This window comes from Halohasta litorea (genome assembly GCF_024494645.1).
Classification (GTDB): domain Archaea; phylum Halobacteriota; class Halobacteria; order Halobacteriales; family Haloferacaceae; genus Halohasta; species Halohasta litorea.
In genome coordinates this window covers 516584-532927 of sequence record NZ_JANHDJ010000001.1, presented here as the reverse complement: position 1 = coordinate 532927, position 16344 = coordinate 516584, and the positions used below count along the sequence as shown (strand labels likewise).

Sequence of the window (16344 nt, the reverse complement as noted above, 5' to 3'; positions counted from 1 at the left end):
ACCTACCCATGCACATCCCTATACATATGTCCACCGGATACAACAGGGGTTGCCAAGAATCGGACGTTCGTTCACAAACGGCCGTTATCGTTCGGCTACGCAGCAGTAGTCAGTGACTACTCCCGCAGCGCGTCCTCGCGTTGGGTCGCTTCAAGCGTTTCCTCTTCGACACCCGTGGCGACAACGGCTGGCTTGTACGCCCCACCATCGAACAAAGCGTGGTCGCTGACCGAGGATTCGACATAGCGGGTGAACGCCCGACGGTCGGAGGGGAGGTGACCGTAGATGACCTCCTCTTCAACGAGATCGTAGACGGGAATGCGTGGTGTGAGGAGGGTGTTTTCGCCGACGATCGAGTTTTCGCCAATCTTGAAGCCGGAGGTAACCCGGCAGCCAGCGCCCAGCGAGACGCCGTCTTCGATGATGACCGGCGCGCCCTCAACGGGCTCCAGGACGCCGCCGATAAGTGTGTTCGCACCCAATTTCACGTTCTCGCCGAGCTGCGCGCAGGAACCGACCGTGTCACAGGAGTCGACCAGCGTGCCGTCGCCGACATAGGCACCGATGTTGACGAAGGAGGGACTCATCATGATGCAGTCGGAGCCGAGGTAGGCCCCCCGGCGGATCGTGGTGCCGTCGGGCGTGTTCCGGGTGCCGCGTTCGTTGAGGTCGGCAGTCTGCCGGAGGGGGAGGACGTCGTGGTAGTCGACGCCGCCGTGGCTCCGGGCTTCGGTGTGCCGGAGGCCGAAGTTGAGGAGAATCCCCTGTTTGACCCACGCGTTGGCCTCCCACGAGGTCACGTCGTCGCCGGTCTTCTCGGCCGACCGGACGTCGCCTGCTTCGAGGGCCTCCAGGAAGACATCGAGCGTTGCGAGGTCCTCGTCGGTCGCCTCGTCGGCGGTCAGGCCGTCGTCGTAGCGGTTCCAGAGCGCCTGGATTTCGGATTGGAGTGTCGACATTCGTGTAAATTCGGCTTTCTCGGCCACCCAATAAGACCCATCGGTTGCGGTCGACGGGATGAAGGTCGGTGCCGTGTCGAGTGGGGGAATCGTCGGCCGTGCTCGCCGGTCGACTGTGAGGTTGCCTGCCCGTGGTCGCTCCTTCCTGCGTTCTAGGACAGGAACTTTAGCAGTTGCCGGAATACTGTCGGGGTATGGAACAACTGGCAGCCGTCGATCGACCCAGTGAGTTACTCACGGTCACGTCGGCGACGCGGGACCGGAGGCCAACTCCGAGCGGCGAGTCGCCGAGCAGCACCCCCAAGCCCACAGCCTCCACGGGTATCGACGCATGATCGAGGACCGCGATCGCCTCGCCGCAAGTGAGGCCCACGGGACTGCACTCGACTGCATCGAGGCGGGCATCGAGGCGGGCCATCCCCGAACGATCGTCCGGGATGCCGTGGGGCTCGACGGAGACACCCTCCGAATCGCCGACTCGACGTATGACCTCGGGGGCTACGAGGAGATCGTCGTCCTCGGCGGCGGCAACGCCGCGGCACACGTCGCGGTCGCACTCGAAGCCATCCTCGGCGACCGGATCGATCGTGGCGTCGTTGTCACGGACGATCCCGTCGACACCGAGCGCGTGACGGTGCGAGAGGGCGATCACCCGGTGCCGAGCGAGCGGGCGGTCGACGGGACACGGGAGCTGCTGGCAGCGGCGGATGCGGCCGCCGAGGACACGCTCGTCCTCGCGCTGATCACCGGCGGCGGGAGTGCACTCCTCCCCGCACCGGCAGGGGAGGTCTCGCTCGCGGATCTCCAATCGACGACCGATTCGTTGCTCGAAAGCGGGGCCGATATCCACGAGATCAATGCCGTCCGCAAACACCTCTCGGCGCTGAAGGGCGGTCGGCTGGCGCGTCGTGCGGCCCCCGCGACGGTCGTCTCGCTGATCTTCAGCGACGTCGTCGGCAACGACCTGAGCGTGATCGCCAGCGGCCCCGTCGCGCCCGATGAGTCGACGTTCGACGAGGCGCTCGCGGTGCTCGAACGGTACGGGATCGACGCGCCCGACGCCGTCATCGCTCATCTGGAATCCGGTGTGTCCGGCGAGATCGACGAAACGCCGAGTGCGGACGATCCCGTGGTCGCGGCCGTCTCGAACCACGTCGTCGCCGACGGGATGACGGTGCTTGCGGCGGCCCAAGCGGCGGCGGCCGACCGCGGATACGAGACCCTCGTGCTCTCCTCGCGGGTTCGCGGTGAGGCCCGCGATGCGGCCACGACCCACGTCGCCATCGCAGAGGAGGTACAGGCAACAGACACGCCGGTCTCGCCGCCAGCCGTGATCCTCTCCGGCGGGGAGACGACGGTAACGATCCGCGGAAACGGGTCTGGCGGCCCGAATCAGGAGTTCGCGACGAGCGCGGCGCTCGAACTCAATGGCAGCAAAGAAGACGACGAGGGACGGATCGTGGTTGCAGCGGTCGACACCGACGGCATCGACGGCGCGACCGACGCGGCGGGCGCAGTGGTCGACGAAACGACCGTCGAAGACCCCGAGACGGCTCGGGCGGCCCTCGCTGAAAACGACGTGTATCCGTATCTCGAATCCCGGGACGGCCTCGTTCTGACGGGACCGACCGGGACGAACCTCAACGATCTGCGAGTAGTGGTCGTCGACTAGAAGACCACTCCCACGATGTTCCGGAGGATGACGATCCAGATGATACTCGAAACGCCAAGCACCAGCGTCGCAAGCGTCCAGGCCTGATAGGCCGTCGCCGTTTCCATGTCGGAGAACTCCGTGATGATCCAGAAGTAGGAGTCGTTGGCGTGGCTGACGGTCATGCTACCGGCACCGATCGCGAGGACGGTGAACACCTGACCGATCTCCGTGTTCAGTCCGAGCGAACCGAGCAGCGGCGCGACGAGGCTAGCCGTGGTCAGGATCGCGACCGTCGAGGAGCCGAGGGCCGTCTTCATCGCTGCGGCGATGACGAACGCGGCCAACAGCCCGATACCGAGACCACCCAGCGTATCAGTGATGAAGTTCTCGAGGGGCAGCGCCGAGAGGACTTCGCCGAACGCGCCGCCAGCACCGGTCACCGCGAGGATGACCGCGGCACTTTTGATCCCGTCGGAAACCCAGTCGTCGGTGACTTTGCTGCTGAAATCGGGGACGATTGCAAAGGCGATGAACGCGCCGATGAGCAGCGCGACCGCCGGATCACCGATGAACAGCAGCCAGCGCTGGAGCGGCCCGGTGATGAGTTCCGGGTTCTCCGCTTCGGGGAAAGCGGCGATCGATCCGAGCGCGATGAGTGCGATCGGGACGAGGAGCGGCGCGAACGACGCGGCACGCGAGGGCATCGTCCCGTACTCGTCTTTGATCTCCTGGATCGTCATCTCCGGATTCGGATCGATGTGGTAGTTCGAGGCGACTTTGTCGGCCCACAGCGCGGCGACGAGGACGATCGGCGCGCTGACGATGAGCCCGGCGATCATGACCAGGCCGATGTCCGCACCGATGATTCCCGCCGCCGCGATCGGACCGGGCGTCGGCGGTACGAAGACGTGTGTGACGTAGAGCCCACCGGCGAGCGCCACGCCGAGCGTCGACAGCGAGAGCCCCGAGCGCTCGGCGAGCGACCGGTTCAGTCCCGAGAGGATGACGAACCCGGAGTCACAGAACACCGGAATGGAGACGAAACTCCCCGTGATCGCCATTACTTGTGTCGTGTACTCCTCGCCGACATAATCGAGGATCGTCTCCGCGATGACGATCGCGGCACCGGACCGTTCGAGACAGGTGCCGATAATCGTCCCCGCGATGATGACGATCCCGATGTAGCCGAGGATGCCGCCGAACCCGCCGGTCACCAGCGAGGCGACCTCTGCAGGGTCGATTCCTGCGACGAGACCGGTCAGATAGGCGGCGATGAGGAGTGCAAGAAACGCATGGAGGTCCAACTTCGCCGTGGCTATGATGATGAACGCAACCGATGCAGCGAGCAACAGTACCAGTGGTAATCCTTCGAGCATACGACCCGAACACAATAATGAATTATAATGAAAGTACCGATATACCGGATTTTTGATGTATGACAGATATCCAATTACTCGAAATGAGTTATTGAAAAACAGTGGCCGAATCCAAATACCTCATAAAATACCCAGATATTAGGCCATAATAAATTAAATTAAAAATAAATATAGAGTTTCTTGCCAAACACCTATAGACAATAAATATAACATTGGATACTTTTTCTAGCATCTATTTATTTACTTATGATTTTCAGCAGACACACAGATCCGAATATATCAATAATCAATGATAATATCTTCCGCTAGTCGAACGAAAACCGGAGTGACTCATCCGGTAGCCCTGCTGTGTCGACGATTCGATAACGGAGTTCACCCCATCCGGAAGACCGCTTCAATGAACTCGGGGCGTCGACGAGGCTACTCGCCCTCGATAACCTCGAAGAAGTCGTACCAGCCAGCCTCGCGTCCGGCCAGCCACTCGGCGGCATCCAGCGCTCCGTCGGCGAAGATGCTCCGGTCGCCAGCCCGATGCGTGAGTGAGAGCGTCTCGTTGCTCCCGCCAAGCAGGACCTCGTGTTTGCCCGCGATATCTCCGGCCCGGCGGGCGTGGACGCCGATCTCGTCGGTCGACCGTGGGGCCTCGCCCTCTCGACCATGGACGCGCTCGGAGAGGTCCTCGCGGACCTCCTGGATATCGTCGAGCAGCGTTTTGGCGGTCCCACTCGGCGCATCGCGCTTGGCGTTGTGGTGGGTTTCGGTGAGTTCGATATCCGCGTCGGGGAGGGCGGCGGTGGCCTCCTGGACCGCCAATCGAAGCGCGGCAACACCACGCGAGAAGTTCGAGGCCTTCAGAACGGCCGTCGACTCGCTGGCCGCCTTCAGAGCCGCGAGGCCAGCCTCGTCAAAACCGGTGGTGCCGGTGACCAGCGCGACGCCGATCTCGGCGCAGGCGTCAGCGTAGTCGACCGCGGAGTCGGGCCCCGTGAAGTCGACGACGGCATCCGGCTGGTGGTCGGCCAACAGGGCGGCGAACTCGTCGGTTGGCTGGACGTCGACGCCCGCAATCGGCTCTGCGACTGGACTGCGGTTGACCGCGAACGCCACCTCGACCTCGCGGTCGGCGGCGGCCGCGAGTACCTCCTGGCCCATCCGCCCGGCCGCGCCGGTGACCGCGAGCCGGACCATCAGTTCGGGACCTCCGCCTCGTCGGGCGTCGCTGGCTCGCCGTCGAGTTCAGCCAGTCGGGCGGCCAGTTCCTCGCGGTGTTCGTCGGAGAGTTCAGTGAGCGGCGACCGAATCCGGCCGGGGGCGTAGCCGCGGATCTCCATGGCGGCTTTCACTGGAATGGGGTTGGTCTCGACGAACAACTGGCGGACGAGCGGCGCGAGTTCGTGGTGGAGCGCCCGCGCGAAGGCGTAGTCGCCCTCCAGGGCCGCCCCGACCATCGCACAGGTTCGCTCGGGTTCGACGTTGGCGACGACGCTGATCGCGCCGTGGCCGCCAACCGAGAGGGTCGGCAGCGTCAGTCCGTCGTCGCCCGAGAGGACCGCGAAATCCTCCTCACGAGTGCGTTCGATGACCTCGCTGATCCGGTTCAGGTCCCCGGAGGCAGCCTTGTAACCCCGGATGTTGTCGTGTTCGGCGAGCCGGACGGCGGTCTCGACTTCGATATTGCGACCCGTGCGGCTGGGGACATTGTAGACGATCTGCGGGACGTCGACCGCGTCGGCGACCGCTTTGTAGTGCTGGTACATCCCCTCGGGTTCGGGTTTGTTGTAGTAGGGAGAAATCAGGAGGAGAGCATCAGCACCCGCGTCGGCGGCCTGCTGTGAGAGGTCGAGGGCTTCGGCGGTGTTGTTCGAGCCGGTGCCTGCGATCACGGGGACGTCCTCGACGGCGTCGACGACGGCCTCGATGACCTCGACGTGTTCGGCATGCGAGAGCGTCGCGCTCTCGCCGGTCGAGCCGACGGGAACGAGCCCGTCGACGCCCGCTTTTTCGAGCCGCTGGGCGTCCTCGCGGAGTGTTTCGGTGTCGATCTCGTTATCTTCGGTAAAGGGGGTCACCATCGCCGGAAAGACCCCGCTGAAGTCGATGTCTGTCATGGGTTGTGTGTTGTCGTCGGCTGCTGTATAGTCGTCGCACTCTGCGAGATGAGTAAAAACACCCGAAACGGGACGCCACGCCCGCAACGAGCAGTCAGAAGAAACGCTTCTTCGGCTTCGGACCCACCGCTGTCGAGGGGCTGGCGACGGCCGCGAGGCGAGTGGGCATCACACCGAACAGTGTGGCGCACCTGAACTTATATATTGTGTTCGGTACGACGCCCGCTGCGTGAACACAAAGCATACATTCACCATCTGAATACTGTTTTCCACCGCTCGGTTCCTAGACATCGACTATGGACACAAACAGCCCCGATCCGCACGCCGAGTACTCGCCGACCGATCGGCTACGGGTCCGTCTCGATCCCGTCTGGAGCCGGATTCGCTCGCGGTTCATCGTCGACACCCGGTCGCTGGCGGCGATGCGAATCGCCCTCGGGCTGACGCTGCTGATCGACCTGCTTCATCGGGCCGGAAGCATGGCGCAGTTCTACACCGACAGCGGCGTCTATCCGCTCTCGGTGTACGAAGCCACTTATAGCCAGTTTACCGGACTATCGATCCACGCGCTTTCGGGGGAGCTGTGGTTCCAACAGCTCTTGTTTGTCGTGGCCGGACTGCTCGCGGTCGCATTCGTATTCGGCTACCGAACCCGGCTAGTCGGGGCGCTGTCGCTGATCTTGCTGTTCTCGCTGCACGCCCGCAACCCTGCGGTGCTCAACGGCGGCGACCGACTGCTCCGGGTGATCCTGTTCGTCGCGCTCACCACACCGCTCGGCGAGCGGTGGTCGGTCGATGCGCTTCGGCGCGGGTCGGCCCGATCAGCGGTCGCCAGTTTCGGGACCGTCGCCGTGCTGCTCCAGCCACTGATCGTCTTCATTTCGAATGCGATTCTAAAACACCAAGGCGAGACCTGGTATGCGGGCGAAGCCCTCGAAATCGCATTGAAAAACGACGTGATGACGATCTTGCTGGGCGACGTGCTCGCCAGCTATCCGACGGTCATGACTGTGCTCAACTACGGTTGGATCACGTTGCTATCGGGGTCGGTGCTGTTCTTGGTTGTGCCCGTGGGTCGGCTCCGGGCGCTCGCCGCGCTAGCCTACATCGGCGCGTTCAGCGGCATGCTCGTGACGATGAGCGTCGGAATCTTCCCGCTCGGACTGATCGCCTCGGTACTTCCCTTCCTTACGGCCCCCTTCTGGGACCACCTCTCGCGTCGGGTGCCGGACCGCTGGCGCAACCGGCTGCCGACGGTCGACGACCTCGGGCCGGTGGGCCGACCGCCGATCGAGCGGCGACTGCTCGACGGCCTCCGAGCGCGTGGCCACGCGTTTGCGGCCTCGTATGCAGTATCATACGCCCGGTCACTGCTGACGGTGATCGGGCTGTTGGTAGTCGTCTGGATGCTCATGTTCGGCGCGGCGGACGTCTCCGACTACAGCGTCCCCGAGGAGATCGACAGCGCCACCGTCGACCAGCAGAGTTGGGGCCTGTACGCTCCGGATCCGTCGGAGTCCTACAGTTGGTACGTCGTCGAGGCCGAACTCAGCAACGGGACGGTGATCGCCGACCTTCCTGGAACCGCCGACACCTTCAAGCACCCGCCTGATGCCGCCGGGAGCTACGAGACGTTCCGGCACCGCAAATATCTGCAGAAGGTCCAGGACTCCGGCGAGGACGACACTGGCGACGAGATCGCCGAGGCCTACGCCGACTGGGCCTGCGGGCAGGTCGCGACGGCCCACGACCGGCCAGTCGACCAACTGACCGTCTCCAGGGTCTACCAGCCCAGCCCGCTTGACGGAAGCTTAGACACGGCACGTCCGTTCACAGTCATCGAGTGGGAGTGTCAGGCGAGTTAACGGCGGCTACTCCTCGCTCGTGAGTCCCTGGGCCCGTCGGTGGAGATCGAGTTCGTCCCGGGCCGCCCGGAGTTGCGTGGCTGCTTCGGGATCGTCGACCTGATCACCCAACCCTACGAGCTTCGCTTCAATGGTTTCCAATGTGTCGGGGTCCGTCACCGTCCGGTCCGTTTTCTCGCCCGATTCCAACTCATCGAGTCCCTCCGCTACGTGTATCAACTGCTCGCGGACGTTCGCTTCGGCTTCGTCGGCAGCCTCCTGGACGGACTGGCGGGCCTGCCGGATGTGGTCGGTCATGGGCGGTCGACGCCGGGGCGACGAAAAGCGATTGTGGCGTCTCGCTGACGGGTTCGAGGCGGTGAGAGTCAGTCGAAGCCGACCACGCGGAGACTGATAGACGCCGGTCACGTAGCTATTGTATGGGACCGACCACACTCACAGAGCAGGATCGACGGCTCCTCCGGCGATTGTCGACGGGACCACAGACAGCGGGCTCGCTCGCAGCACACGCTGCTGACGATCCTGACAGGCTCGCCGACCGGCTCGACGTGCTGGCTGATTCGGGGGTAGTTCGCCGAACCGACGAGACGTACGAACTGACCGACAGCGGTCGGCGCGTGCTCGCGGCCCCCGGCGACGGGAGTGCCGACGGGTGGATCGACGTCCCGCTGGCTGTCGAGCGGGAACTCGGCAGTCAGACCATCGATGAGCCATGTGCTGCGGCGATCCGGGCGGCGTACGGCTTTCTGCAGTACTGGGGCGAGGCGACCGCGAGCGAACTCCGGGACGCGATCTTTTTCGAGCAGACCGCGGGCTACGACGACCGACACCAGTGGTGGGCCGAGTGTGTCGAACCGATGTTCCGAGAACTCCCGGCTGTGCGGCGGCTCGACTCCGATTTACTGGCTGCTCGGTGGCACTCCGATCGACCGCCCGGTGTCGACGACGCAGCCGACGGGAGAGCGGTGTTCGGGTCGACCGATGGACAGCCGTTCGGCAACGCTCGACGGGCAATCGAGGCCCAGGTCGAGTCGGACGACCAACGGGTTGTGATACGCGAGGCGTTCGCCGCGCTCGAAACACGGGGGCAGGCTACCGAAGAGACGCTCCGGAACGTCGTAGAGAATATTGCCGACGAAACGTCGGACCAGAGGCCGATTCCGGCAGCGTTCGACGTACTGGCATCGGTTCCATCGGTCCAACAAGTCGACGAAGCGGGGTCGGGTGGGTTGTGGCGATATCGCCACCAGTCGCGGTAAGCCTTCGACCCCTTAGAGACCGAAACCCGATCAGCGTATTAATCAGCGTGGGACTGAATGTGTACGTGTGATGAGACAGCGGCTTGTAACGTATCGCGGCTACGTCCGCGAGCAACTCGAAGCGGCCTTCGGTGAGGACCACCCAGCGACGGATATCGCCCTGAGTTTCTCGCTGGGGCTGTTCGTGGCCGCCCTCCCGAACTTCGGGATCGCGCTCGTTCTGTTTGCGGCGCTCATCCGCTATGTCGACCGTGTGAGCAGTCTCGCGCTGCTGGCCGTCCTCGTCATCATGAACCCGCCGGTGAAGTGGGCGATCTACGCGGCGGGCTTCTGGCTCGGCTCGCGACTGCTCGGCCCCGTGCCGGGAATCTCGGTCACGGAGTTCTCGATCGCCGATCTCTCGCTGTCTGTCGGTCCGGAGGTATTTATCCGAGTGTTCGTCGGGAGTTTCTGTCTCGCGGCCGTCATCGCAGTCGTGAGCTACGTCGCGGCGATTCGGTTTATAAAGGAGCTCCGGCAGCGCGAAATCGAGTTGGTCGACAAACTGCCCGAGACGTTTTCTGACTGAAATCAACGGTGGTCCTGTTTGGGTATCGCTGCTGGCACCGAACGAGCAGTCGTCGTCGGGAGCGACGAGACTTCTTTAAAAGCGGTCGACAGGGTGACGTCCTTCCAAGCGTGGAAAAGAAGGCTTGGGTACGGGCGTGGTACGACGGGTTGTGTCTCTCGACCGGTCCAACCTCCACCGGCAGTCCAGCAGTCCAGCAGGCCAGCCGCCCGTCGATGTCCGAACTGTAGGAGGTCGGTAGCCGGTGTCTATCCACGTCGACCTCGATCTCATCACACTGGTCGCGGCCATCGTCGCCCTCGGCGTCGGGGCCCAGTTGCTCGCCGCCAAATACCGCGTGCCAAGTGTGCTGTTTCTCATCGGCGCGGGCCTCACCATTGGCCCCGAGGGACTCGGCCTGATCACGCCCGAGACCTTCGGAGCGAGTTTGTCGACGATCGTCGGCGTGAGCGTCGCCATCATCGTCTTCGAGGGCTCGTTCCGGCTTGATGCCGAGGCCATCCGAACAGGCCCGCGAGCGGTGAGGCGGCTGGTCACCGTCGGGGCTGCGCTGACCTTCCTCGGGACCGCCCTGACCGTCCGACTGCTGGTCGGCCCGAGTTGGGACATCTCGTTGCTCATTGCTGCCTTACTGGTCGCCACCGGACCGACGGTCATCACGCCGATCCTCGCGGTGGTCCCTGTCCGCGAGACGGTCGCCACAACACTCGAAACTGAAGGGATCGTCAACGATGTCACCGCATCAGTGCTCGCGGTCGTCCTTTTTAAGGCGATGACGGCTCAGGCACTCCGCCCGCGCGGCTACGTATTCCTGTTTCTCCAACGCCTCGTACTGGGAGTTCTCATCGGCCTTCTGATCGCGGCGGTCGTCCGGTATCTCCTCACCGAAGTCGACCTCCCGGCGCGGGCAGCCCCACAGACGGCGCGGTTGCTCACGTTGGCGGGCGCGGTCGTCGCGTTCGCGGCGGCGGACTCGGTGTTCTCGGAGGCCGGGATCGTTGCCGCAGCGACCGCCGGGTTCACCCTCGGGAACCTCGAACTCCCACACCGGGACACCATTTTGCAGTTCAAACAGGACGTGACGCTGCTCGTCCTCTCGTTCGTGTTCATCACGCTCGCGGCGCTGCTCGAATTCTCCGAACTCTTCGCGCTCGGCCTCGCTGGACTTGCGGTCGTCGCCGTTCTGATGGTCGTACTCCGCCCGGCGGTCGTCTTCGTGTCGACGGTCGGCGGCGGGTTCTCGATGCGCGAACGGCTATTTATAAGTCTCGTCGGTCCACGGGGTATCATCCCCGCCTCGGTCGCCACCCTGTTCGCCATCCGACTCCAGACCGACACGCCCCCGTCGGATCCTGCCGGTGCGGAAATCCTGCTCGGCACGGTCTTTCTGGTCATCCTCGTCACGGTCGTCGTGGAGGCAGGGTTTGCCAGACAGATCGCAGGCACCCTTGGGGTAATTCAAACAGAGGAGTGACGGATGGATCGGATTCATCGCCCGGGCGGATCGGTGCGGTGGCCCTAATTGAATGCATACCGTGGTGGGCGAAGCGAGCCACGGTTTCACCGGACGCGACCGACGAGAGCGTCCGGCTGTTTTTCCCCAAGTTTTTGCAAGGAGTGGTGCCCGCAGCGAACGAAGTGAGCGAGGACACCCGACGTAGCAAAAAGTGGAATGCCGCCTCCCGGATTTGAACCAGGGACAGCTCGATCTTCAGTCGAGTGCTCTCCCAGTCTGAGCTAAGGCGGCGCGCACTCGAAGCGAGGGCGATAGCAGTAAAAAGGATTTCGAAGACGGCGCGGCGAGTGCGTTATTCACACAGGCCTATCCGTTCCCGAACCGCTCCGACCGGTTCGGCGTCTCATCGACCGCCTCCGCATCGTCGACCGCTGCGGCGTCCGTACGGCCATCGTCGCTTCCATCCGAGTTCTCACTGGGCGATTCAACGCTCGTCTCGGCCGCCTCGGGCGTCTCGCCGAGAGTTCGTGAAACCAGATACGAGACCGTCCCGGCCGCGCCACCGGCCGCCGCGATCCCGCTCCACCACGGGAGTTGCCGACCGATCGTCTCCTGGACCACGGGCAGACCGCCGGAGGATGGTGAGTGATCGGTCTCCGGGCCGGTGTCGGGTGGGCTGGAGCGTGCGTCATCGCCGTCCTCGGTGTCGGCAGCCGAGCCGCCCTCGGTGCGATCGCTGGCTGGATTCGACCCGTCGTCGGTTGCATCCCCGTCGGCCTCGGCGGGTGGGGCTGGTTCGCAGTCGTCGACGGTCGGATTCACGAGCCGAAAGGCGATATCTCCGTCCCCCTTTTCGATGCCGATCGATTCGATCAGCGCCCCAACGTGGTCCCCGGTCCCAGCGAACGTTTCGGGGGCGGTAAACGCCGATCTGTGATCCGGCCCATCGAACGACTGGGTCGACCCGTCGGTGAACGTCAGCATGGCGCGGTCGAACGTCGGCTCGGCGGCGAACTCCTCGGGGCCGACGGTCACCTCGGTGCAGTCGAAGACGGTGGCGTAGCCGCCCGGCTCGCAGTCCGGATCGGGGTTCACGATCTCGATATCCACACTCTCCTCGCCGACCGATTCGATCACGCGACCCGGTGAGCCGAATTGCGTTTGGTCGGGGTCGGCAGGCGGGTCCCACTGTTTGACCGAGCCATCGGTAAACCGTAGCCGGACGTCGTTGCCCCGACTGAACCGCGCGGAATCGCAGTCGAACGTGAGGTCGGCGAACGGACAGCGGCCGCTGTTGGTGACCGTCTCCGTGGCCTCGCCAGCGATCACGGTCGCCCAGGCGATCGGCCCACGGAACTCCTCGATGGCGGTCTCGGCGTCCGGATCGAGCCGCCCGTCGCCGCTGAAGCCGAAGGTGGTCGCGCCGTTGTAGCCATCGTCGAACGTGACGGTTGTGCCGTCAGTAAACCGCAGTTCGACGCTATCGTAGGTTTCGGCGTCGACCGAGAGCGCATAACAGTCGAGATCGAGCTGCGGATCGAACGCCTCCGGCTCCGCGTCCTGTTCGTACTCGTCGGCCTCGCCATCCGTCTCGTCGTCGGTCGCGGTGCCACGGTCATCGGGCTCCGGCTCGGTGCCGTCGTCGACGGGGTCACTGTCGTTGCCGGGTGCCGTCTCGTTGGCGGTATCGCCGTCGTCAGCCTGCTGTGCGGCGACTGTCTCGGCGGCGGTGCCCGTTGCAGCAATCCCCAGTGTACAAAGAACGGCGCGTCGACGCACCCGTAGCGAGGCGGACATGATAGAACTCTATCGAGTGGCTGTCCTCGTAGGACTATTTTTCAGTTACCCTCGTATGGTCCATCTTTCACTGTGTGGTCGACGGTAGGTGTGTCGGCGGCGTCGACTGTCGTTTTTATAACGGCTCGGGCGGAGTCGAACCACGCCAAGACGTGCTCGCTACGCTGCGCGCGACTTGTCTGGTTCACTCCTTCCTCGCAGAACATCGAAGACGGCTCGCTATCGCTCGCCGGTTCGGATGGGCTCGGGCGGAGTCGAACCACCGATCTCAGCCTTGTAAAGGCCGCGTCATAACCACTAGACCACGAGCCCGCATTCGATCAGACTTCCTACGCGTGAATAACGTTTTCCTTCCGCGTCGGAACCGATATACTCCTCCACAGGAGACATAGCCGCATGGCTGCTCGCTCGAACTGGCTCCCGATCCTCGCCGTCTGCTGTCTGGTCGCCCTCGGCGGCTGTGCCGCACTCGGCGGCCCACCTGCGGATAGCGCCTACAACTGGACCACTGTCACCGCCGTCGACAGCGACACCAACGAGGAGCTTGCCACCGTCGACGTCCGGATCGCGGACAACGGCTCACTCCGCTACACCGGCCTGAGCAATACCACCTCGCTCGGCGAAAACGAGGGAATGCTGTTCATCCACAACGCCGAGAGCACCAAAGGCTACGTCATGCGAAACATGGCGTTCCCAATCGATATCGTATTTATAACTGCCGACGGTGAGATCACGACGATTCACCACGCCCAGCCGGAGGACGACGAGACGTTCCGCGGCACTGCGAAGTACGTCCTGGAGGTTCCCTACGAGTACACCACCGACAACGGAATCGAGGAAGGCGACCGAATCGAGATCCCCGAGCAGTACCGCTGAGCCACGCCGGGAAGCCAACCCTCTTTTGCGCTGGCCCGCTACCACAGCCAATGAGTGGCGTCGAGGCGGGCAGCGACGCGGAGGAGGATGATCCGTTCGCCGAGCAACGCGAACGCGTCGACGACCCCATGCGGCGGCTTGTCGGCGACTACGGGCGGCCCTACTGGCTCGCGGTCGCCCTCGGGATCGGCGCGAGCCTCGGGGCCCGACTGCTCGATCTCCTCCCCACTATTTTGCTGGGAATCGCCATCGATAGCCTCTTTCAGGGCATCGAACCCTTCTCGCTCCCGCTCGTCCCGGAGGCATGGCTCCCCGGGGCCGAAGTCGACCAGTTTTTCCTCGTTATCGGCCTGATCACCGGCTCCTTTATCATCGGGGCTGGCTTCCACTGGCTCCGAAACTGGGGCTTTAATTCGTTCGCCCAGGACATCCAACACGACGTCCGAACCGACAGCTACGACACGATGCAGCGGCTCAATATGTCGTTTTTCGCCGATAAACAGACCGGCGAGCTAATGAGTATCCTCTCGAACGATGTCAACCAGCTCGAACGCTTCTTGAATGACGGGCTCAACTCCGCCTTCCGGCTGGTGGTCATGGTCGTCGCCATCGCGGGCTACCTGCTCTATCTCAACCCACAACTCGCCCTCGTCGCGCTCTCGCCGGTCCCCCTCATCGCGGTGTTTACCTACATCTTCATCAAAAAGATCCAGCCCAAGTACGCCGCTGTCCGCTCCAGCGTCGGCACGGTAAACTCCCGGCTCGAAAACAACCTTGGGGGGATTCAGGTCATCAAATCCTCGAACACCGAGAGTTTCGAGTCGGGCCGCGTCGACGACGTCTCGCGGGACTACTACGAGACGAACTGGGGGGCGATCACGATCCGGATTCGCTTCTTCCCCGGCTTGCAGATCATCTCGGGGGCAGGGTTCATCCTCACCTTCCTCGTCGGCGGCTTCTGGGTCTTTTCGGGCTCGGCCCCCGGCCCATTCACTGGGACGCTCTCCACCGGCGAGTTCGTCGTCTTCATCCTCTTCACCCAGCAGCTCGTCTGGCCGATGGCCCAGTTCGGCCAGATTATCAACATGTACCAGCGCGCCGAGGCCTCCGCCGAGCGCATCTTTGGGCTGATGGACGAGACGGCCCTCCTGGAATCCGACTCGGAAACCGAGGAACTGACCGTCTCCGAGGGCCGGGTCGAGTACGACGACGTGAGCTTCAGCTATGAAGACGAGCAACCGATTCTCGACGATATCGACTTCACCGTAGAGGGTGGCGACACCCTCGCACTCGTCGGGCCGACCGGCGCGGGGAAGTCGACCGTCCTCAAACTCCTCCTGCGGCTGTATGATGTCGACGAGGGAGCCGTCAGAATCGACGGCCAGGATATTCGCAACGTGAGCCGGACCTCGCTCCGGCAGTCGATCGGCTACGTCGGCCAGGAGTCGTATCTGTTCTACGGAACCGTTCGGGACAACATCGCCTACGGGAGCTTCGAGGCCAGCGACGAGGAGATCAAACAGGCCGCCGAGGCTGCCGAGGCCCACTCGTTCATCCGAAATCTGCCGGAGGGGTACGATACGATGGTCGGCGAACGCGGCGTCAAACTCTCCGGCGGCCAGCGCCAGCGGCTCACCATCGCCCGCGCGATGCTCGAAGACCCCGATATCCTGGTGCTCGACGAGGCCACCAGCGACGTCGACACCGAAACCGAGATGCTGATCCAGCGGAGCCTCGACGAGCTCACAGCCGACCGGACGACGTTCACCATCGCCCATCGGCTGTCGACGATCAAAGACGCCGACGGGATCGTCGTGCTCGAAGACGGCCGGATCGTCGAACGCGGCACCCACGAGGAACTGCTCGGTGACGACGGCCTGTATGCCCACCTCTGGGGCGTCCAGGCTGGCGAAATCGACTCGCTGCCCCAGGAGTTCATCGAGCGCGCCTCGCGCCGACAGGCCCGGACCGAGGCCGCCGAGGACTGATCAAAACGAGTCAGTGTCGTCGCCTTCGGAGTCGACCCCGCGGTCGCTGTAGCCAGCCTCGCCGACAGCTCCGTCGCCGACCATGCTCAGCACGGCCTGCCGGACCGCCCCGGCATCGGTGAACTCCTGATCGGCTTCGTCAGCATAGGGACCGAGCACCTCCCGGAACGACTCCTCGCCGCTGGGCAGTTCGAGTTCGTGGTCGCCGTACTCCCCGATGAGCGTCTCGGCAGTCGTCGGATATTCGTGGGCTTCGAGTTCCGCGCCGAGCTCGCCGAACTCGACGCCGAGTTCGCGGCTACCTTGGTCGGTATCTTCGATTTCGATGTTGTCTTCGTCGTCAGTGCCTGTGTTAGCCATAGCCCCTGAGATGACGCCCGGCAGCCACAAACAGGTTTGGAGCCGTCGAACCGCCGACCAGTCGACTGACTGGGGTTT

Annotated in this window: 14 protein-coding genes and 2 tRNA genes; 7 read left to right on the top strand and 9 right to left on the bottom strand. The window is 63.7% G+C overall.

Translation table 11 applies throughout. The annotated features are described in order from the left end of the window. Positions 1-116: 116 nt before the first annotated feature. Positions 117-959 (bottom strand): 2,3,4,5-tetrahydropyridine-2,6-dicarboxylate N-succinyltransferase, encoded by an 843-nt coding sequence (locus NO877_RS02810; protein ID WP_256394770.1) that lies wholly within the window; start codon positions 957-959, stop codon positions 117-119. A gap of 331 nt (positions 960-1290) precedes the next feature. Between NO877_RS02810 and NO877_RS02805 the strand changes: the two genes are divergently transcribed. Further along, positions 1291-2631, top strand: a complete 1341-nt coding sequence (locus NO877_RS02805; protein WP_256394769.1) for a glycerate kinase type-2 family protein — start codon at positions 1291-1293, stop codon at positions 2629-2631. Here NO877_RS02805 and NO877_RS02800 read toward each other — a convergent pair. The 3 genes from NO877_RS02800 to dapA all read right to left on the bottom strand — a co-directional run bounded on the left by NO877_RS02800 (position 2628) and on the right by dapA (position 6097). Further along, positions 2628-3989, bottom strand: coding sequence for a GntP family permease (locus tag NO877_RS02800; RefSeq protein ID WP_256394768.1), 1362 nt, complete (start codon positions 3987-3989; stop codon positions 2628-2630). The two genes, NO877_RS02805 and NO877_RS02800, sit on opposite strands and share 4 nt — an antisense overlap. A 420-nt stretch (positions 3990-4409) precedes the next feature. After that, positions 4410-5177 carry a 4-hydroxy-tetrahydrodipicolinate reductase gene (gene dapB / locus NO877_RS02795; protein WP_256394767.1) on the bottom strand — a complete coding sequence of 256 codons (768 nt, stop codon included), beginning with the start codon at positions 5175-5177 and terminating at the stop codon, positions 4410-4412. Next, on the bottom strand, positions 5177-6097 hold the full coding sequence (gene dapA, locus NO877_RS02790) for a 4-hydroxy-tetrahydrodipicolinate synthase (RefSeq protein WP_256394766.1): 921 nt from the start codon (positions 6095-6097) through the stop codon (positions 5177-5179). Before dapA ends, dapB begins: the two co-directional genes overlap by 1 nt. A gap of 296 nt (positions 6098-6393) precedes the next feature. On the opposite strand from dapA, the gene NO877_RS02785 reads away from it, so the two are divergent. Continuing rightward, positions 6394-7962, top strand: coding sequence for an HTTM domain-containing protein (locus NO877_RS02785; RefSeq protein WP_256394765.1), 1569 nt, complete (start codon positions 6394-6396; stop codon positions 7960-7962). A gap of 6 nt (positions 7963-7968) precedes the next feature. On the opposite strand, the gene NO877_RS02780 is transcribed toward NO877_RS02785, so the two are convergent. Then, on the bottom strand, positions 7969-8259 hold the full coding sequence (locus NO877_RS02780) for a DUF7553 family protein (protein ID WP_256394764.1): 291 nt from the start codon (positions 8257-8259) through the stop codon (positions 7969-7971). A gap of 122 nt (positions 8260-8381) precedes the next feature. Here NO877_RS02780 and NO877_RS02775 point away from each other — a divergent pair, with 122 nt between their 5' ends. From NO877_RS02775 to NO877_RS02765, 3 genes are all read left to right on the top strand, one after another. Then, complete coding sequence (locus NO877_RS02775) at positions 8382-9221, top strand: hypothetical protein (RefSeq protein WP_256394763.1); 840 nt, start codon at positions 8382-8384, stop codon at positions 9219-9221. 70 nt (positions 9222-9291) lie between these two features. After that, the gene (locus NO877_RS02770) at positions 9292-9789 is read left to right on the top strand and encodes a DUF2062 domain-containing protein (protein ID WP_256394762.1); all 498 of its coding nucleotides are present in this window, start codon (positions 9292-9294) and stop codon (positions 9787-9789) included. Positions 9790-10033: 244 nt separating this feature from the next. Next, entirely contained in the window at positions 10034-11263 is a 1230-nt protein-coding gene (locus tag NO877_RS02765; RefSeq protein ID WP_256394761.1) for a cation:proton antiporter, read from the top strand. Positions 11264-11462: 199 nt separating this feature from the next. Here NO877_RS02765 and NO877_RS02760 read toward each other — a convergent pair. From NO877_RS02760 to NO877_RS02750, 3 genes are all read right to left on the bottom strand, one after another. After that, a tRNA-Phe gene (locus NO877_RS02760) sits at positions 11463-11536 on the bottom strand. Between the two features lie 75 nt (positions 11537-11611). Further along, positions 11612-13042 carry a hypothetical protein gene (locus tag NO877_RS02755; protein ID WP_256394760.1) on the bottom strand — a complete coding sequence of 477 codons (1431 nt, stop codon included), beginning with the start codon at positions 13040-13042 and terminating at the stop codon, positions 11612-11614. A gap of 239 nt (positions 13043-13281) precedes the next feature. Then, positions 13282-13354 (bottom strand) — tRNA-Val (locus tag NO877_RS02750). Positions 13355-13438: 84 nt separating this feature from the next. Between NO877_RS02750 and NO877_RS02745 the strand changes: the two genes are divergently transcribed. Both NO877_RS02745 and NO877_RS02740 read left to right on the top strand, forming a co-directional pair. Beyond that, entirely contained in the window at positions 13439-13918 is a 480-nt protein-coding gene (locus NO877_RS02745) for a DUF192 domain-containing protein (protein ID WP_256394759.1), read from the top strand. Between the two features lie 50 nt (positions 13919-13968). Next, positions 13969-15906, top strand: a complete 1938-nt coding sequence (locus tag NO877_RS02740; protein ID WP_256394758.1) for an ABC transporter ATP-binding protein — start codon at positions 13969-13971, stop codon at positions 15904-15906. On the opposite strand, the gene NO877_RS02735 is transcribed toward NO877_RS02740, so the two are convergent. Continuing rightward, positions 15907-16266 (bottom strand): DUF5789 family protein, encoded by a 360-nt coding sequence (locus NO877_RS02735; protein ID WP_256394757.1) that lies wholly within the window; start codon positions 16264-16266, stop codon positions 15907-15909. Positions 16267-16344: the final 78 nt, after the last annotated feature.